This window comes from Xanthobacter sp. 126, assembly GCF_000526175.1.
GTDB lineage: Bacteria > Pseudomonadota > Alphaproteobacteria > Rhizobiales > Xanthobacteraceae > Xanthobacter > Xanthobacter aminoxidans.
Genome location: NZ_JAFO01000001.1, coordinates 124,716 through 141,221, shown reverse-complemented (window position 1 = coordinate 141,221; position 16,506 = coordinate 124,716). Strand labels below are relative to the sequence as shown.

General features: G+C 69.1%; 18 protein-coding genes. 7 read left to right on the top strand and 11 right to left on the bottom strand.

Annotated elements, in window-relative coordinates; all coding sequences use genetic code 11:
* Window positions 1-2: 2 nt before the first annotated feature.
* Both XAN126_RS0100605 and XAN126_RS0100600 read left to right on the top strand, forming a co-directional pair.
* Window positions 3-1,649 carry a hypothetical protein gene (locus XAN126_RS0100605; protein ID WP_024276661.1) on the top strand — a complete coding sequence of 549 codons (1,647 nt, stop codon included), beginning with the start codon at window positions 3-5 and terminating at the stop codon, window positions 1,647-1,649.
* A gap of 120 nt (window positions 1,650-1,769) precedes the next feature.
* Window positions 1,770-2,903, top strand: a complete 1,134-nt coding sequence (locus tag XAN126_RS0100600) for an alpha-D-ribose 1-methylphosphonate 5-triphosphate diphosphatase (protein ID WP_024276660.1) — start codon at window positions 1,770-1,772, stop codon at window positions 2,901-2,903.
* A gap of 25 nt (window positions 2,904-2,928) precedes the next feature.
* On the opposite strand, the gene XAN126_RS26720 is transcribed toward XAN126_RS0100600, so the two are convergent.
* Window positions 2,929-4,038: a DUF2125 domain-containing protein gene (locus XAN126_RS26720; RefSeq protein WP_197023988.1), complete on the bottom strand. Its 1,110-nt coding sequence runs from the start codon at window positions 4,036-4,038 to the stop codon at window positions 2,929-2,931.
* Between the two features lie 108 nt (window positions 4,039-4,146).
* Here XAN126_RS26720 and XAN126_RS0100585 point away from each other — a divergent pair, with 108 nt between their 5' ends.
* On the top strand, window positions 4,147-4,815 hold the full coding sequence (locus XAN126_RS0100585) for a gamma-glutamylcyclotransferase (RefSeq protein ID WP_024276657.1): 669 nt from the start codon (window positions 4,147-4,149) through the stop codon (window positions 4,813-4,815).
* 12 nt (window positions 4,816-4,827) lie between these two features.
* Here XAN126_RS0100585 and XAN126_RS0100580 read toward each other — a convergent pair whose 3' ends face one another.
* From XAN126_RS0100580 to ftsE, 5 genes are all read right to left on the bottom strand, one after another.
* The gene (locus tag XAN126_RS0100580; protein ID WP_155982183.1) at window positions 4,828-5,259 is read right to left on the bottom strand and encodes a hypothetical protein; all 432 of its coding nucleotides are present in this window, start codon (window positions 5,257-5,259) and stop codon (window positions 4,828-4,830) included.
* 33 nt (window positions 5,260-5,292) lie between these two features.
* Window positions 5,293-6,099 carry a lysophospholipid acyltransferase family protein gene (locus XAN126_RS0100575; protein ID WP_024276655.1) on the bottom strand — a complete coding sequence of 269 codons (807 nt, stop codon included), beginning with the start codon at window positions 6,097-6,099 and terminating at the stop codon, window positions 5,293-5,295.
* Window positions 6,100-6,142: 43 nt separating this feature from the next.
* Window positions 6,143-6,880: a YdcF family protein gene (locus tag XAN126_RS0100570; protein WP_024276654.1), complete on the bottom strand. Its 738-nt coding sequence runs from the start codon at window positions 6,878-6,880 to the stop codon at window positions 6,143-6,145.
* A gap of 109 nt (window positions 6,881-6,989) precedes the next feature.
* Window positions 6,990-7,967: a hypothetical protein gene (locus XAN126_RS0100565; RefSeq protein WP_024276653.1), complete on the bottom strand. Its 978-nt coding sequence runs from the start codon at window positions 7,965-7,967 to the stop codon at window positions 6,990-6,992.
* Window positions 7,954-8,613 carry a cell division ATP-binding protein FtsE gene (gene ftsE / locus XAN126_RS0100560; protein ID WP_024276652.1) on the bottom strand — a complete coding sequence of 220 codons (660 nt, stop codon included), beginning with the start codon at window positions 8,611-8,613 and terminating at the stop codon, window positions 7,954-7,956. The genes XAN126_RS0100565 and ftsE overlap by 14 nt, the downstream gene beginning before the upstream one ends.
* A gap of 212 nt (window positions 8,614-8,825) precedes the next feature.
* Here ftsE and hpt point away from each other — a divergent pair, with 212 nt between their 5' ends.
* On the top strand, window positions 8,826-9,362 hold the full coding sequence (gene hpt, locus XAN126_RS0100555; RefSeq protein ID WP_024276651.1) for a hypoxanthine phosphoribosyltransferase: 537 nt from the start codon (window positions 8,826-8,828) through the stop codon (window positions 9,360-9,362).
* Between the two features lie 24 nt (window positions 9,363-9,386).
* Here hpt and XAN126_RS0100550 read toward each other — a convergent pair whose 3' ends face one another.
* The 5 genes from XAN126_RS0100550 to XAN126_RS0100530 form a co-directional block, all read right to left on the bottom strand.
* Window positions 9,387-10,019, bottom strand: a complete 633-nt coding sequence (locus tag XAN126_RS0100550; RefSeq protein ID WP_024276650.1) for a hypothetical protein — start codon at window positions 10,017-10,019, stop codon at window positions 9,387-9,389.
* Window positions 10,016-10,897 (bottom strand): ABC transporter permease, encoded by an 882-nt coding sequence (locus tag XAN126_RS0100545; protein WP_024276649.1) that lies wholly within the window; start codon window positions 10,895-10,897, stop codon window positions 10,016-10,018. Before XAN126_RS0100545 ends, XAN126_RS0100550 begins: the two co-directional genes overlap by 4 nt.
* Window positions 10,894-11,685 (bottom strand): ABC transporter ATP-binding protein, encoded by a 792-nt coding sequence (locus XAN126_RS0100540; protein ID WP_024276648.1) that lies wholly within the window; start codon window positions 11,683-11,685, stop codon window positions 10,894-10,896. Before XAN126_RS0100540 ends, XAN126_RS0100545 begins: the two co-directional genes overlap by 4 nt.
* On the bottom strand, window positions 11,682-12,668 hold the full coding sequence (locus XAN126_RS0100535) for a YVTN family beta-propeller repeat protein (protein ID WP_024276647.1): 987 nt from the start codon (window positions 12,666-12,668) through the stop codon (window positions 11,682-11,684). Before XAN126_RS0100535 ends, XAN126_RS0100540 begins: the two co-directional genes overlap by 4 nt.
* Window positions 12,669-12,732: 64 nt before the next feature.
* A complete protein-coding gene (locus tag XAN126_RS0100530) occupies window positions 12,733-14,010 on the bottom strand; it encodes an ABC transporter substrate-binding protein (protein WP_024276646.1) in 1,278 nt (425 codons plus the stop codon).
* Between the two features lie 172 nt (window positions 14,011-14,182).
* Here XAN126_RS0100530 and XAN126_RS0100525 point away from each other — a divergent pair, with 172 nt between their 5' ends.
* The 3 genes from XAN126_RS0100525 to XAN126_RS0100515 are packed head-to-tail and all read left to right on the top strand — an operon-like array spanning window position 14,183 to window position 16,305.
* Window positions 14,183-14,734 carry a DUF3280 domain-containing protein gene (locus tag XAN126_RS0100525; protein ID WP_024276645.1) on the top strand — a complete coding sequence of 184 codons (552 nt, stop codon included), beginning with the start codon at window positions 14,183-14,185 and terminating at the stop codon, window positions 14,732-14,734.
* Window positions 14,735-14,788: 54 nt separating this feature from the next.
* Window positions 14,789-15,325 carry an SRPBCC family protein gene (locus tag XAN126_RS0100520; protein ID WP_024276644.1) on the top strand — a complete coding sequence of 179 codons (537 nt, stop codon included), beginning with the start codon at window positions 14,789-14,791 and terminating at the stop codon, window positions 15,323-15,325.
* A complete protein-coding gene (locus XAN126_RS0100515) occupies window positions 15,325-16,305 on the top strand; it encodes a cytochrome D1 domain-containing protein (RefSeq protein WP_024276643.1) in 981 nt (326 codons plus the stop codon). Before XAN126_RS0100520 ends, XAN126_RS0100515 begins: the two co-directional genes overlap by 1 nt.
* Window positions 16,306-16,506 lie beyond the last annotated feature (201 nt).

Here is a 16,506-nt window from a genome sequence, read left to right as displayed (position 1 = left end):
TCATGACGCCTCCGATTCTGCCTGCCACGCATTCCACGAGCGCAGCCGCGCACGCCCATCATGGCCACCCGCCGGAGCGCCGGCCGCACGATCTCCGCCCCTGGCAGATCCTGCTGCTGTTCGTGGCCTGCCTCGGCCTCGTGTCGATCCCGATCCTCACCCATCCGATCCCGCCGCTGTCGGATTACGTGAACCATCTCGCGCGCATGCACGTGATCGCCTCGATCCCCGGGGATCAGGACCTCGCGCGCTTCTACACGCTGAAATGGTCGATCCTGCCGAACCTGATGATGGACCTCATTGTCCCGCTCATCGACAAGGTGGTGGGCATCTACGCCGCCGGCGAAATCTACACCCTGATGTGCTTCGCGCTGATCGCCGGGGGCACCATGACGCTCAACCGCACGCTGTTCGGCGTGTGGTCGGCGCTGCCGCTGCTGGCGTTTCCGCTGCTCTACAGCGGCGTCTTCCTCATCGGCGTGATGAACTATTATTTCGGCATCGGGCTGGCGCTGTTCGCGCTCAGCGCCTGGGTGGCGCTGCGCGACAAGTGGTGGCCCTGGCGCTATCTGGTGTCGGCGGCGTTCGTAGTGGCGCTGTTCTTCTGCCACCTGTTCACCGCGGGCATCTACGGCATCGGCATCCTTGCCTACGAGCTGGACCGCCTGCGCCTCGGCCGCGGGCCGATCTGGCCGCGCATCGGCGTGTTCGTCAGCGGCGGCCTGCCCTTCCTGCCCATCCTGCCGCTGCTGCTGGCGAGCCCCACCTGGGGCCTCAGCGGGCAGAACTACTGGGAGCCGCAGGGCAAGATCGCCGGCATCGAGCTGATCTTCAACGTCTATATCGACCATGTGGCGGTCGCCGTGGCGGCGATCTTCATCGTGGCCGGCGTCTGGGCGGCGCGGCACCGGCTGCTCTACGTCCACTCCTTCATGCTGCCGCTGCTGCTGGTGGCGGGGCTCGTCTATCTCGCCATGCCGCGGGTGGTGTTCGCCACCTACATGGCGGACCAGCGCCTGCCGGCGGCCATCGTCTTCATGGTGCTCGCCGCCATGCGCGCGGACCTGCGCCACCGCTTCGCCCGGCGCGGGTTCGCGGTGGTGCTGATCCTGATGCTGGCGGTCCGCGTGGGCGAGGTGCAGGTGGTGTGGGACCGGCTGTCGCAATGGACGGTGGCGTTCCGCGAATCGGTCACCCGCATCCGCCCCGGCTCGCGCGTGCTCGTCGCCTATGCCGACATCCAGGGCGGCAACGATCCGACCGACCTCGGCCTGATGCACGCCGCCTGCCTCGCCATGATCGAGAAGTCGTCCCTCGTCACCACGGCCTTCACGGTGGAGGGCAAGCAGATCCTGCGCGCCCGCAAGCCCTTCAACGAGCAGGTGGACACCGAGGACGGCACCCCGCCCCAGATCGAGCAATTGCTCGTCACCGAGGAAGACCCGACGCCCGATGGCCCGCGCTACTGGGACCTGTGGCCGTCGAAGTTCGATTACGTCTACCTCCTGTTCACCGAGCGCGGCGCGCCCAACCCGGACAGCGACCACCTCAAGCTCATCGCCGAGGGCGAGCGCTTCCAGCTCTACGAGGTGGTACCGCGCCCACCGGCCATGCCCGCCCTGCCGGCCTCATCCGCCCCGCGCTCCTGACGCCGGCTGACGCAGGCGACGTCACCGCGGTGTCACGATAGGGTGCAACGCAGAACCTCCCGCGGGCCCGGCCGGTAGCCGGGCCCGTATCCTTTTGCCCTGCCTCGATCCGGAGCCCCGATGGACACCGTTCTCACCAACGCCCGCCTCGTCCTCGACGATGCCGTCGTCGCGGGAACCATCACCCTCCGGGACGGGCGCATCCTCGCCATCGACGCGGGCCGCGCCACCACGCCGGCCGCCATCGACTGCGACGGCGACTTCATCGCCCCCGGTCTCATCGACCTGCACACGGACGCGCTGGAGGGCCATTTCGTCCCCCGTCCCAAGGTGTTCTGGCCGGATGCGCGCGCCGCCGCCCTCGCCCATGACGGGCAGACGGTGGCGAGCGGCATCACCACCGTGTTCGACGCCATCTGCGCCGGCGGCTTCGACCAGGCGAAGGCGGAGCGGCGCGAGTTGTTCGGCACCATGCTGGATGCGGTGGAGCAGGGGGCACCGCTGTTCCGGGCAGACCACAAGGTGCACCTGCGCTGCGAGATGACCGACCCGAACGTGCTCGATCTGGTGGAGCCGACGCTGGCCCGTCCAAGCCTCGCCTTCGCCTCGCTGATGGACCACACGCCGGGCGCCCGGCAGTGGCGCAATGTGGAGACGCTGCGCAATTTCCTGCTGGGCATCGGCAAGGACGCCGGCGAGGCCGAGCGCGAGATCGGCGAGCGCACGGCCCGCGGTCGCGCCAACGTGGCGCGCAACATGCCGCCGCTGGTGGAGATGCTGGCCTCCACCGGCCTCGTGCGGGCAAGCCACGACGACACCACCGAGGCGCATGTGGCCGAGGCGCAGGCCGCCGGCTGCACCATCAGCGAGTTCCCCACCACCCGCGAGGCGGCGCTGGCAGCGCGCGCGGCCGATCTCGCCACCATCGGCGGGGCGCCGAACGTGGTGCGCGGCGGCTCCCATTCGGGCGGTGTCGCCATGGGTGCGCTGGCGCAGGAGGGCCTCGTGGACGCCCTCGCGTCCGACTACGTGCCGGCGAGCCTGCTGCAGGCGGCGACGCGCCTCCACACCGTGGACGGCATGGCGCTGCCGCACGCCATCGCCCTCGTGACCCGCAACCCGGCGCAGATGGCGGGCCTCGCCGACCGCGGCCGGCTCGAAGCCAGGCTCCGGGCCGACGTGGTGCGCTTCCGCATCGTCGAGGGCACGCCGGTGGTGCGGCAGGTGCTGGCGGAGGGCGAGCGCGTCTTCTGACGCGCCGGCCCTTTATAGCAACGACTCAGAACAGGGGCGGCACGATGCCCACCGGGAAGCCGGCGAGTTTGAGCGTTCCGGCATCGAACGAAAGCGCGAAGATCGCGCCCTTGCGGCCCTCCACCTGGCCCGGCTTGCCCACCATGGCGAGGGCGCCGACGATGGGCGCGATCTCCCGCGGGATGGCGCCGGCCTTGTCGAGGCCCTGCACCAGATCGTTGATGCCGGCGAAGCCGAGGTCGAGCTTGCCGTTGAGCCGGCCCTGGCTGTCGAGCGCGACCGCCCCGGTCGCCGTCACGGCGATCTTGGGCGAGGTGATGTGGAAGCGGTCGAGCTTGGCGATGCCGCCCGCATTGGCCCAGGCGCGCATGCGCTGCGCCACTGACATGGGCCGCAGGTCGGCCGAAGCCGTCACGGTGCCCTGAAGCGCCATCTCCACCGGCCCTTCCGCGCCAAGCGTATTGAGGAGCGCGCTTTGGCCACCGGTGAAGCCGGACGCATAGTCGACGCCGTCGGGCTTGCCGTCCTGCCCCGGCGAGCGGCGGGCGTGGAACTCGAACAGATGGGCGGAGAGGATGGAAACCGGCTGCGCGCCCGTGGCGGCGGGCTGCTCGAGCTTCAGATCGTGCGCCTGCAGCGAGAAGCGCTCCGGCCGGCCGGAGAGATCGCCGACGCCGCTCATCTGCAGCAGCGACCACGCCGCCACATAGGACTGCCCGGTGGTGAGGTCCTCGACCCGCGCCGGCCCGACGAAGTCCGCGACGAGGTGGTTGGGTGCCCACACCTGCGCCACCGCCTCGACCGAGGCCGCGGTGAAGCGCATGGCGTCGCCGCCCACGGTCTCCAGCTTCGGCATCAGGCAGCGCAGCTCGAAGCGGAATGGGAAGCCGGCGAGGTGGCGGTCGGTGCAGGTCCAGATGCGCCCGAGCTTCGCCTCGCGCCCGATCCAGGCGTCGATCTCGCGCTCGGCCCGCCCGGCGGCATAGAACCACAGGCCGCTCCAGATGATGGCGGCGACCACCACCAGGGCCACGGGAACGATGACGAGCCACGGCTTCGGGCGGCTCCCCGGAGCCGGGGGAGCGGGCGGGACGGAGGCCGACGAGACGGGAGCAGGCGAGACGGGAGCAGACATGGACATCCTTGCGGCTGGCCACGGTCGCCCGTGGCTTGCGATGGTCCTTGCCGGCTGTTAGGCGACGGTCCGGCGTTTCTGTCAACGCCGGGAAGGTGTGTCGGGCCCATGGCGGACGAGCGGTCGGCGAGCGGAGGCGGCAACGCGCCGGAGGCGGCGGGGCAATCGGTCACGCCTTCCGCTGCGGCTTCAGGTCAGCACGGCGATGTCTGGGTGTTCGCCTACGGCTCGCTGATGTGGAATCCGGGCTTCGCCTTCGTCGAGCGCTGCGAGGCGCGGCTCGTGGGTGCCCACCGCACCCTGTGCGTCTATTCCTTCCACCATCGCGGCACGCCGGAGAAGCCGGGTCTGGTGCTCGGCCTGGATCTCGGCGGCTCCTGCCGGGGCATCGCCTATCGGGTGGCGGCGGTACAGTGGCCGCAGACCCATGCCTATCTCACCGAGCGCGAGCAGATTTCCGGGGTCTATCGCGAGGTCATGCGGCGCGTGCGCCTGCTGGACGGATCGGGGCGCGACGCACCGGCGGTGGCCTATCTGGTCAACCGCGCCCATCCCCAATATGCGCCGGGCCTGACCCTCGACGACCAGCTGGCGCTCGTGCGCCGCTCCCACGGCAAGTCGGGGCCGAACACGGATTATGTGGTGGCGACGGTGAAGGCGCTGGAGAGCCTCGGCATCCGCGACCCGGGCCTCGCCTACATCACCCAGCACCTGACGGCGAGCCACGCTCTGCCCCCTGTGCTGCCGGACGACGCGGAGGGCGACGGGTCGCCCTGAGACCGCGCCCCCTTACGCCGCGTGGCGGCGGGCGGGCAGGCAGAGCGCCTGCACCACCGGCCGGGGGAGCGCCGGGGTCTCGCGATCATCCATCGGGCTGCGATTCATCAGGCTCCGATCCATCAGACGGCGCAAGGCGGGCGCATTCTCCTCGCCGAACACATGGATGTGGATTTCATCGCCGCGCATCCTGAGCGCGGCCGTGCGGGCATGGCTCGCCGGCCCCGCCCACATGGCGATGGAGCCCGCGGGCGTGCGCCGCGACACCACCGCGAGGGCGTCCGGATAGTCCGGGGCGGCGTCGGGCCGATAGACCGAGAACACGTGGCGCAGGCCGTCTTCGTCGCGCCAGAAACGGTAGCGCGCACCGAGGGCGGCGTGCTTGAGGCCGTTCAGGCCACCGGCGTCCACAAGGGGGACAAGGAGCGAATCAGTTGCGTTCATGAGAACGAAACTAGAACGATCCCCCGCGATCGATCAAGAGTTTTCCACAGGGGTGGACAACGGGGATGATTGGGCCCCCGCGCGACCCCTCAGATTGGCCGGCGCGCGCGGCCCGAGTTCGGCCAGTCCTTCGGCGAGCAGGCGGTCGCTGGCGGCCTCGATGTCGGCCTGAAGGCGCGCCATGATCTTCTGCCGCGGCAGCCCCGGCGGGATGGGCGGAAGGATCTCCACGCGAATGGTTCCCGGCCGCTTGAGGATGGTCCGCCGCGGCCAGTAGAGGCCGGAATTGAGGGCGATGGGCAGGCAGGGCACGCCGAGAGTGGAATAGAGGTAGGCCACGCCGAACTTGTAGTCCGGCGGCGCCCCGGCCGGGCGGCGGGTGCCTTCGGGAAAGATCAGGATCTGCCGGCCCTCGGCCATGTCGGCCTGCGCCCGCCGCGTCATCGTCTTGAGCGCCGCCGAGCCGCCCTTGCGGTCCACCGGGATCATCCGCACCCGCGCTGCGAACCAGCCGAATATGGGAATGGACATCAGCTCGCGCTTCAGGATGAAGGCCGGGTCGGAGAACAGGGGCAGCAGGGCGAACGTCTCCCATGCCGACTGGTGCTTGGATGCGATCAGCAGCGGACCCTCGGGGATATTCTCGATGCCACGGATCTCCGCCCGGATCCCCACGATGACCCGCAGAAAGAAGACGTTGGTCGCAACCCACCACATGATGCAGGTGCGCCACAGGCCCCTGCGCGACAAAAACGGCAGCAGCGGCAGAAAGACCAGCAGATAGAAGGTCGTCGCCGCATAGAAGGCGATCTGGAAGACGAGCGAACGCAGGAAGGTCAAGGCGGTCTCCCTGCCCCGCGGCCGGGCGGCCGGGAGCGCGTGTTCAGTGCGGCGCGGCAGCGGCCCCGGCTGACGACGCGGCCCCCGGGACCGCCACCGCCTGGGCCGGGCGGATCTTCACCGTGGCCATGATGTACTTCAGATATTCCTTCACCAGCAGCTTCAGCGTCCCGGTATCGGTCCACCAGTTTTCCGGCTCGGTGCGGCTGGTGACGACGGGATAGGCCACCAGCTCCACGTCGGGAAGGGCACGCGACAATTCCATCATGGCGCGGGGCATGTGCCAGGAGGATGTCACCACCACTAGCGAGCGGAACCGCCGCTCGCGCGTCCATTCGGCGGCCTCGAGCGCATTGCCGCGCGTATTCAGGGCCTTGTGGCCGAGATCTATGCAGCAGTCCATCAGCCGCTCGCCGTCCGGCAGGGCGCGCCGCATCTCGTCGGACGAGGTGGCGGGATTGACGCCGGTGATGAGCAGACGCTGGCCGAGCCCCTCATTGAGCAGGGAGACGGCATCGATAATGCGCGACGGCCCGCCGGTGAGCACGACGATGGCATCGGCCGGCTTCACGCCCGCGGGCTCGCGTCCGGCGATCTGGGTGGTGAAGGCAACGAAGCCGACGCCGGCGACGCCGGCCCCGATCGCGCCGAGCGTCACAGCGGCGACGGCGAGGCGGCGCAGCAGGCTGCGGCGCGGTGCCGGAGATGGCCGCGTGTTCGTGGTCGCCCCGCTTCTGGCCGTGCCGGTATCGGACTGCCCGGGACCGATTTGCGCCCTCATCCTGCGCTCGGTGCTCGACATGGTCATGGAGCCGACGATGGCGCCGGAATGCGGCAGAGGCGAGGTGACGCACCCCCGGCCACCGCCACCCCCACCGCCGAGGCGCGAATCATGTGATCGTCCTCAACGTGCGGTAAACGGTGACGCGGGAGGTGAGCGCCGTCGCCAGCGCCACGATCGCCACCGACACCGCGATGCCGAAGAAGCCGAGATAGCCGGGATTGAGCCAGCCGAGCACGGTCGGCAGTTCCGGATCGCCACCGAGGCCGAGGCGGGGGAGCGCGGCCAGCGCCCCGAACACGGCCGCCGCCGAGAGCCCGCCGATCAGCCCGCCCTCGGCGCCGATCTTGAGGAAGTGGCGCTGGAACTGGGCCGCGATGAAGCCATCCCGCGCGCCGACGAAGTGCAGCACCTCCACCACCGAGCGGTTGGTGGCCACCGCCGCGCGGGTGGCGAACACCACCGAGAGCACGGTGGCGAGCCCCACCAGCACCAGCAGAACCACCGCCACCAGCATCACCCCGTCGGTCACCGCCACGAGCCGGCGCGACCAGCCGCGATGATCATCGAGAGTGGCGGTGGGGATGCGGTCGGTCAGCGTGCGCTTGAGCTTGGCCAATTCCGCCGGGCCAGCCCCGTCGAGGCGCACAACCACCACCCGCGGCACCGGCAGGTCGCCGAGATCCAGCCCCGAGCCGAGCCACGGCTCCAGCAGCCGGGAGGTCTCCTCTGGCGTGAGGATATGCACGTCGGCGATGCCGGGCGTCTTGCGGGCGATGTCGGCGGCGGCCTGCACCTGGGCGTCGGTGGCCTGCTTCTCGCCGGCGCGAATCTGGATGGTGACTTCCTGCGTCACGTCGGACCGCCACTGGCTGGCGGTCGCCCGCACCGCCACCGCCGTGCCGATGGTGAGGCCGGCAAGGAAGGTCATAATGGCCACCACCGCCACCAGCGCCCGCCCGGCGATGGTGGAGGACGGCACGATGGAAGCCAGCGCCCGCGCCTTGGCGCGCGGCGCCTCGCCCTCGGCCGGCGGCTTCTTGGGCTGCGGGTTCTGGGGCTGGGTGGCGGCGTCAGTCGTAGACATAGAGGCGACCGTCGGCGATCACGAGGCGGCGGGCGTCGTACTGGTCCATGAGCGCGATGTCGTGGGTGGCCAGCAGCACCGACGTGCCGGACTTGTTGAGTTCAATGAACAGGCGGAGCAGGCGGCGGGCGAGGGTGGGGTCCACATTGCCCGTGGGCTCGTCCGCCAGCAGGAATTCCGGCCGCCCGATGAGGGCGCGGGCGATGGCCGCGCGCTGCTTCTCGCCGCCCGAGAGCACCGGCGGCAGCACGTGCATCCGGTCGCCGAGGCCGACCCAGCTCAGAAGCTCCGTCACCTCGCCGCGATAGCTCGCTTCCTCCTTGCCCAGCACGCGCAGCGGCAAAGAGACGTTCTCGTAGGTGGTGAGGTGGTCCAGCAGACGGAAATCCTGGAAGACGATGCCGATGCGCCGGCGCAGCACCGCCACCTCGTCGGGATCGAGGGAAGAGACATCCCGCCCGAACAACGTGATGAGCCCGCGCGTCGGCTTCAGCTGGAGGAACAGGAGGCGCATGAGCGTCGTCTTGCCGGCCCCTGACGGACCGGTCAGGAACTGGAACGAATTGGGCTCGATGCCGAAGGATACATCCTTCAGCACCTCCGGGCCCATGCCGTACCTGAGGCCGACGTTCTCGAACCGGACCACGCCCCAACCCTTCGCTCGAATCGCGCCACAGCGCCCCGCCCCACCATAAACGAAGCGGAAGGCGTCGCCACGGGGGCGCGGAAAGCCCGCCCCGCGCGAGTGCCGGAGGGTGGGAAGGGCTGTCCCGCATTGCGCCCGCCGGGCCCGGCGACTATCTCGGGAGGGCGCCTGCGGCCGCGACGGCCACACTCGCGCTCTGGCGAAGAGGGACCATGAACCTGCCGAACGTCAGCGTCCTTTACGACGAGAACCGCATCGCCGCGCGCAACCACGCCCTGGCGGTGGAGATCGCCGCGCATGCGCCCGAGCGGCTGCTCGCCGTGGCGGTGCTGAAGGGCTCCTTCATCTTCGCCGCCGACCTCCTGCGCGCCATGCACACGTCCGGCCTCGCGCCGGAGGTGGAATTCATGCACCTCTCCTCCTATCGCGAGGCGACCATTTCCTCCGGCCAGGTGGAGATCCTGAAGGACGTGGAGAGCGACGTGCGCGACCGCGACGTGCTGCTCATCGACGACATTCTGGAATCCGGCCGCACCCTCGCCTTCGCCAAGGATCTGCTCATGGCGCGCGGCGCGCGGCGGGTGCTGGTGTGCGTGCTCCTGGAGAAGCCGGGCAAAAGGGCGGTGCAGATCGAGGCCGATTTCGTCGGCTTCACCTGCCCGGACGTGTTCGTGGTCGGCTACGGCATGGACGTCGCCCACGCCTTCCGGCAATTGCCCTTCATCGGGCATGTGGAGGGGCTGGAGTAGCCGCGCCCCCACGGTCATCCCCCCTCAGCCGCCCTTCGCCTTCAGCCGGGCCTGGATCTGCTGGCCGATGGCGAAGGCCCGCTGCTCCAGCAGCACCGGCGTCTCGCAGACATAGATGAGAGACTTGGCGCGCTCGTCGAAGATGCGGGTGTCCCAGTGGAGCTGCTCGTCGAGCTTGCGGCTCTCGGCGGTCTCGGGCGCGGTAATGGAGGTCTGCGCCTTGCTCAGGTCGTCCGCTTCCTCGCGGATACGGTCGGCGAGGCGCTGCTGGCCGCGGGCGTAGCGCTCGATGCCGTGCATGACCTTGCCGCGCTGGTCGTTGATGATCTCGTAGACCCCCGCCATCACCCGGAGCAGCCCCTTGTCCGCCTCGGCGCCGGCCGCCTTCACGAAGCCGTCGAGGAGCGGGCCGAACTGGTCGGCGGGCGTGCGGCGGGAGGACAGCTTCTGCGCGAGGGTGGCCGCGTCCTGGTCGTCGGTCCATGTCCCGGCGGAGGCCGGGTCGGGTCCGCTCCACACCTGCGCGAGGTCGATCTCCGGCGTCTTGCGCTGCGGGCAGGGCCAGTCGGGATCGCTCTTCGGCTGCGCGGCGAGGGGGCCGGCGGAGACCAGGGCGAGGGCCGCGAGGGCCGAGGCGGCGGCAAGCGAACGGATCACGCGGCTTCTCCTTTTGGCCCGCCCCGCCGCCCCATGATGCCGCGGCCCGGATCGTAGGCGACGACGGCGAGGGCGAAGAAGACGATGGTGGTGCCGAGCACGACGGCGAAGGCCTGCGGCTCGAACACGCCGTAGAGCGCATTGCGCACCAGCTCCACGGCATGGGTGAAGGGGTTGAGGAGGCAGACGATGTAGAGCGCCTCGCTCGCATCTCGGATGCGCCACAGCGGGTAGAGCGCCGAGGAGGCGAAGAACATCGGGAAGATCACGAAGTTCATCACGCTGGCGAAATTCTCCAGCTGCCGGATCAGCGAGGAGATGACGAGCCCGATGGACCCGAGCATCAGGCCGGTGAGGATGAAGGCGGGCAGCGCCGTGAGATAGCCCATAGGCGGGATGTCCACCTCCCACAGCCGGGCTATGGCGAGGAAGACATAGACCTGCGCCAGCGACACGCTGACCCCGGCCACCAGCTTGGAGAACAGCAGATACCAGCGCGGGAACGGGCTCGTCAGCAGCACCCGCATGGAGCCCACCTCCCGGTCGTAGACCATGGAGAGGGAGGACTGCATGCCATTGAACAATTGGATCATCACCGCGAGGCCCGGCGTCACATAAACCTCGTAGAGCACGTAAGTCTCGTACGGCGGGATGATCGAGACGCCGAGCGTCGAGCGAAAGCCGGCGGCGAAGATGAAGAGCCACACCAGCGGCCGCACCAGCGCCGAGAGGAAGCGCTCCTTCTGCTGCACGAAGCGCGTCAGCTCGCGGCCGACGATGCCGGAGAGGCACACCAGATAGCCGGAAAGGCCGAGATGTCGGATGGGCGCGGCAGGCGCCTTGCCAAGGGAGGCGGCGCGGAGGCCGGATTCGCTCATGCCACGTCCTCCGCCCGCGCCGCCGTCATCGCCCGGAAGGCCGCCTCCAGCGCGGCGGTGGCCCCCTCGGGCGGGTGGTCTTCGGCGGGCTTGAGGTGCGCGCCGGTCACCTCGCGGGCGGTGCCGTGGGCGATGATGCGGCCCTTGTCGAGCACATAGATGAGGTCGTCGGCCCGCACCTCGTCGAAGATGTGGGTGGCCCACAGCACCGCGAGCCCCTCTTCCTCCACCAGCCGCCGCACGATCTCGACGATGGCCGTGCGCGACGGCAGATCGAGCCCCACAGTCGCCTCGTCCAGCAACAGCAGGCGCGGGCGGTGGATGAGCGCGCGGGCGATCTCCACGCGCCGCGACTGGCCGCCCGAGAGGGTGCGCACCTTGTCGTCGCTGCGGTCGGCGAGGCCCACCAGCGCCAGCAATTCGGCGATGCGGGCCTTCACCTCGCGTCCCGCCATACCGTGCAGGGCGCCGTGATAGGCGAGGTTCTGCCGCACCGACAGATCGAGGTCGAGCGTGCGGCTCTGGAACACCACGCCCAGCTCCGCCAGCGCGGCGGAGGGCGCGCGGGAGAGGTCGTGGCCGAAGATGCGCACCCGCCCCTCGCGCGTCGCATAGAGCCGCGTCGCCAGAGAGAACAGCGTGGTCTTGCCCGCCCCGTTCGGCCCCAGCAGCGCGACGAAGCGGCCGTCGGGAACCGTGAGCGAGACGCCATCCAGCGCGCGGCGCGCGCCGAAGGCGTGGCTCACCGCCTCGATCGCGAGCGCCGGAACCTGCGCAGCATCGTTCATTGCGGTGAGACCACCACGCCCCACGGCGCGCCGCCGACCTTGATGGACTTCACCACCTTGAGGTCCTGCACGTCGATCACCGACACGTCGTTGGAATTGCCGTTGGTGGTGAAGAGCAGCTTCTCGTCCGGGGTGAACGCGAGCTGCCAGACGCGCTGGCCGACGAGGAGATATTTCTGCACTTCGAAGGTCTCGGCATTCACCACCGCCACCCGGTTCGCCGGGCCCAGCGCGACGAAGGCGGTCTTGCCGTCCTTGGTCAGGCGCACGCCCACGGGCTGGATCGCCTCCTTGGACACGCCGGGGATCTGGAACGTGACCTTGTGGATGATCTTGCGCGTCTCGGGATCGATGACGGACACCGTGCCGCCGACCTCGGCGGAGACCCACAGGCGCTTGCCGTCCTTGGAGAATTCGGCGAAGCGCGGGCGCGCGTCCACCAGCACGTTGGCGAAGATCTTGTTGGTCTTGGTGTCGATGAAGTGGGCCATGCTGGTGGTTTCGGAGGTGGCCACCAGCGTCGCCCCGTCCGGGCTCACCGCCATGCCTTCCGGCTCGGTGCCCACCGGCACCTGCGCCACCACCTTGTTCTGCTCCACGTCCAGGACCGTGACCTGATTGTCGTCCTCGTTGGCGATGTAGAGCGGATTGCCCGAGGGGTGCAGCGCGAACAGTTCCGGGTCGGGACCGGACTTCAGCTTGCGCATGACCTTGAGCGTGGCGGGATCGATGGCCAGCACCGCATGGTCGTCGCTGGCGCACAGAAACAGCACCTTGCCGTCCGGGCTCATGGTGATGCCGCGCGGCCGGCGGCCGATCTTCACCGTCTGCTTGGCTTCCAGCGTGGTCGAATCGATGACGGTGATGGAATTGCCGCGCTCGTTGGAGACGTAGACCGTATAGGCCGAAGCCGCATCCGCCGCCGTCAGCGCGGCGGCTCCGGCGAGAAGGGCAACGAGCCGGCGCAGGGCGGTCGGGGTCATCGGGTTTCCTCCAGAATTCGGGCGTGTGTGGCGCGATTCGCGTCGCGCGCTTTGTCCCGGCATTTCAGTTCAGCCGGCATTTGGATTCGCGCTCGTCCACGCCGAGGGTATCGAGCGGGGTCTTCTGGTGCAGGAAACCCTCCTCCGGCGCCACCGAGACGATGCCAAGGGGCTGGGCGATGAGGAGGGGCTGGCGCACCTGCTGGTCCCAGGGCCGCACGCTCACCGGCACGCCCTTGAAGGCGGCGAGGCTGAAGTCGGGCGAGCGCATGAACTTCGCCAGCGCCACCGGGTCCGCCGTCCTGGCTCGGGTCGCGGCCTCGCCGACCATGCGCACGGCGAGCCACGCCTGATAGTCGGTCGCGCGCATGGGGCGGCCCGTAGCGCGCAGGAAGCGGTTCTGCAATTGGGCCGAGCCCCACGCATCCTGCGCCGGATGCCAGGTGCCCGCGGTCAGCCCCTGCGTGCCCACCACCAGGCGGGGCTCGAAGGTGCGGAAGGGGATGTAATTGCCGAAATCGTTGGCCTCGTCCGCCACCACCAGCACGTCCGCATCCACGCCCCGGCTGAACACCAGCGCGTCGGAGCGGGTGATGCTGTCCGAGCGGTCGCGCCCCAGCGGCCCGAAGGTCCACGGCTTGTCGGCGACGATCTTGAGCCCGAACTTCTTCGCCGATTTGCGCAGCGCATCGGCATAGAGCTGGTCTTCCGGGTTCGGCCCGACGATGAGGAACAGCTTGGTCCAGCGCTTCATGGCAAGGAACTGCATCAGCGCGTCCGTCAGCATCGCCCGGCTGGGCGCGACGTGGAAGACGTCGGCCCGGCACTGCTCGGCGCGCAGCGCATCGTCGGTGGCGCCGATGTTGAACAGGGTGACGCCCTTGCCCTTCACCGCATCGTCCACCTTGAGAAGGTCCGCCGCCGGCAAATTGACGACCAGAAGCTTGATGCCACCATCCGCCAGCTTGCGCGCCGCCTCGCCCGCATCCTCGTCCTCGGCCAGCGTGACCGGCTCCAGCGCAAAGCTCTGGCCGGTGAACTGGCCGGTCGTGTTGTTGTCCTTGATGGCGAGTTCGGCGCCGGCTACCGCATCATCCGCCGGCACGGCGAGAAGATCGTAAAGCGGCGGCGGGGGAACCTCGCGGGTGAGAAGGCCGAGCCGCAGCTCCACGGGAGCGGGTGTTTGGACGGCTTCGGCGGACGGAGGCGCACCACCTGCAGGTTGCTGCGCCAGCGACGTCCCGACACCGCCCGCGGCGCCCAGCAGCACGGCGCAGGCAGCGGTGAGAAGCAGGCGGGGCCAGCCAGGACCCGGCCAGTCGAGGCGCCAAGAAAGGCTCATGGGAAGGCTCATGGGCAATCGGGGCTCAGTCGATCCGGGTCGTCGGGAGGGGAAGATGTAGCCATCATCAGCCAAAAACGGCAACCGAATAGACATAAGAAAACAATAAGATGATCACTCCTTGCCAGCGGCGGGCCGGCTGTGACACGCTCCCGGCTGCCAAAGGTTCCCGATGATGTCCGGCGCTCGTTTCGTCTTTGCCCTTCTTTTCGCGGGCGCAACATTTTTCAGCGTGACAGGCCGCAGCTTTGCCGCGCCCGTCCCTATGGCCATCTTCGGCTTCGAGTTATTTGACGATACGGCAGACCAGCGCAACAGCATCCGTGCGGAACAGGATGCGCGGCTCAAGCTCATCAATGCCGAACTCGTGCGCCTGCTCGTCGAAACCGCGCAGGTGACACCCGTCGATCTCAAGCCCTTCGCCGCGCGCATCGAGGAGGCCTCCCCCTTCTTCAAGTGCAATGCCTGCGAGAACGAGATCGCCGCCGATGCCGGTGCGCGGTTCGAAGCGGTGGGCGTGGTGCGCAAGGTGTCCAACCTCATCCTGTCCATCGAGCTGCAGGTGCGCGAAATCGACCTGAAGGGCGTCGAAGGCAGCGCGAAGGTCGTGCGCGCGGGGCAGGTCGATATCCGTGGCAACACCGACGAATCCTGGATGCGCGGCGTGCGCTATTTGATGAAGAACCGCATTTTCGCCCCGGGCCTGCCCGAGCTTTCCCAATGACGCGGCCGTCCGGCCCGTTCACCATTGACCAAACAGTGTTGGAGGAACGTTTCCATGAGGCAGATGATTGCCGCCGCGGCGGCGCTTGCGGTCGCGATGATCCCGCTCGCCGCTGACGCGCACGGCCCCACCCGCAAGAAGGTGACGGAGAGCGTCGAGATCAACGCGCCGGCCGACAAGGTCTGGGCCGTGATCTCCAATTTCCAGGACATGAGCTGGCATCCCGCCGTCGACAAGCAGGAAGGCAAGGGCGGCAACGCCGTGGATGCCACGCGCCTGCTCACCCTCAAGGGCGGCGGCACCCTCGACGAGGTGCTGGTGAAGTACGAGCCGGAGCAGAAGACCTATTCCTACCGCATCAATGCGGTGGACGTGAAAGTGCTGCCGGTGACGAACTATTCCTCCACCATCGCGGTCATTCCCGTCGATGCCACCCACACCAAGGTGGAGTGGCGCGGCGCCTTCTATCGCGGCTATCCCAACAACGACCCGCCGCCGGAACTGAGCGACGAGGCCGCAGTCGCCGCCGTGACCGCGGTCTATCGCGGCGGGCTCGACGCCCTGAAGGCCAAGGTCGAAAAGGGCTCCTGATGGCCCTTCTGCGGCGTGCGGCGGCTTCGGCGATCCTCGCCGCGGCGGCTGCGCTCCTCTTCGCGCCCCGGCCGTCGGTCGCGGCGGAGGCCTTCATTACGAACCAGCCCGGCAATGAAGTGGCGGTGGTGGCGCTCGATGGCGCCGCCGCCCCGCCGAAACTCGTCGGGCGCATCCCTGTGCCCGGCGAGCCGGCCGGCATCGCCGTGTCGCGGGACGGACGCCGCGCGTTCGTCACCAGCCCCGAGGGCAAGGCCCTGTCGGTGATCGACACGGCGACCCGCACGGTCGAGAAGCGCATCCATGTGGACGGCGGCCCGCTGGGCGTCGCGGTCGCCCCCTCCGGCAAGCCGGTCTATGTGGCGGACTGGTATGCGGCGCGGCTCCTGGTGGTCGATCCCGACAAGCCCGACGCGCAGCGCGTCGCCCACACCGGCGCCTCCCCCTCCGGCGTGGCGGTGACGCCCGACGGCGCCCTCGTGCTCAGCGCCGATCGCGACGACGATCAGGTCTCCATCATCGATGCCGCGACGCTGGAGCGCCTCGCCGTGGTCAAGGTGGGCACGCGCCCCTTCGGCATCACGTTGTCCGAGGACGGACGCACCGCCTACACCGCCAATGTGGGCTCGAACGACGTGAGCGTCATCGACGTCGCCGCGCGCAAGGTGGTCGGCACGGTGAAGGTGGGCAACAGGCCCTATGCAGTGGCGCTGGCCGGCAATCTCGCCTTCGTCACCAACCAGTATGCGGGGACGGTGAGCGTGTTCGACACCACGACCCTCGCGCCCCGCAACACCATTTCCGTGGGCGAGTACCCCGAAGGCATCGCCGCCTCGGACGACGGGCGCGCGGTCTATGTGGTGAACTGGTTCGACAATTCCATGAGCGTGATCGACACGCAGACGCTGAAGGTGGTCTCGACCCTCGAGGTGGGCGACGGCCCCCGCGCCTTCGGCGTCTTCCTGCGCCGGACGCCCTGACGGCACCGCTCGGCTCTGTCCCTCAAACGAAACCGACCGGCGGGGGGCCCGTCGCAAAATCCCTGAAACGAAAACGACCGGCGGGGAACCCGCCGGTCGTCGTTCTTTTGGCCTCTATCGCAGAAAGATGGCGGCCAACCGCTGGAGCAGACCCTTCGGCATTGGCGGAGGGTTTCCGCTCTGTCCAGGGTGGTTTCCGCT

Bases quoted from the DNA above. Each gene is read 5' to 3' on its own strand.
- XAN126_RS0100530 (WP_024276646.1), bottom strand. From the start codon at position 14,010: ATGAGCCTTTCTTGGCGCCTCGACTGGCCGGGTCCTGGCTGGCCCCGC.
- XAN126_RS0100520 (WP_024276644.1), top strand. From the start codon at position 14,789: ATGAGGCAGATGATTGCCGCCGCGGCGGCGCTTGCGGTCGCGATGATC.
- XAN126_RS0100605 (WP_024276661.1), top strand. From the start codon at position 3: ATGACGCCTCCGATTCTGCCTGCCACGCATTCCACGAGCGCAGCCGCG.
- XAN126_RS0100535 (WP_024276647.1), bottom strand. From the start codon at position 12,668: ATGACCCCGACCGCCCTGCGCCGGCTCGTTGCCCTTCTCGCCGGAGCC.
- XAN126_RS0100540 (WP_024276648.1), bottom strand. From the start codon at position 11,685: ATGAACGATGCTGCGCAGGTTCCGGCGCTCGCGATCGAGGCGGTGAGC.
- XAN126_RS26720 (WP_197023988.1), bottom strand. From the start codon at position 4,038: ATGTCTGCTCCCGTCTCGCCTGCTCCCGTCTCGTCGGCCTCCGTCCCG.
- XAN126_RS0100600 (WP_024276660.1), top strand. From the start codon at position 1,770: ATGGACACCGTTCTCACCAACGCCCGCCTCGTCCTCGACGATGCCGTC.
- hpt (WP_024276651.1), top strand. From the start codon at position 8,826: ATGAACCTGCCGAACGTCAGCGTCCTTTACGACGAGAACCGCATCGCC.
- XAN126_RS0100545 (WP_024276649.1), bottom strand. From the start codon at position 10,897: ATGAGCGAATCCGGCCTCCGCGCCGCCTCCCTTGGCAAGGCGCCTGCC.
- XAN126_RS0100565 (WP_024276653.1), bottom strand. From the start codon at position 7,967: ATGTCTACGACTGACGCCGCCACCCAGCCCCAGAACCCGCAGCCCAAG.
- XAN126_RS0100570 (WP_024276654.1), bottom strand. From the start codon at position 6,880: ATGAGGGCGCAAATCGGTCCCGGGCAGTCCGATACCGGCACGGCCAGA.
- XAN126_RS0100525 (WP_024276645.1), top strand. From the start codon at position 14,183: ATGATGTCCGGCGCTCGTTTCGTCTTTGCCCTTCTTTTCGCGGGCGCA.
- XAN126_RS0100515 (WP_024276643.1), top strand. From the start codon at position 15,325: ATGGCCCTTCTGCGGCGTGCGGCGGCTTCGGCGATCCTCGCCGCGGCG.
- XAN126_RS0100580 (WP_155982183.1), bottom strand. From the start codon at position 5,259: ATGAACGCAACTGATTCGCTCCTTGTCCCCCTTGTGGACGCCGGTGGC.
- XAN126_RS0100585 (WP_024276657.1), top strand. From the start codon at position 4,147: ATGGCGGACGAGCGGTCGGCGAGCGGAGGCGGCAACGCGCCGGAGGCG.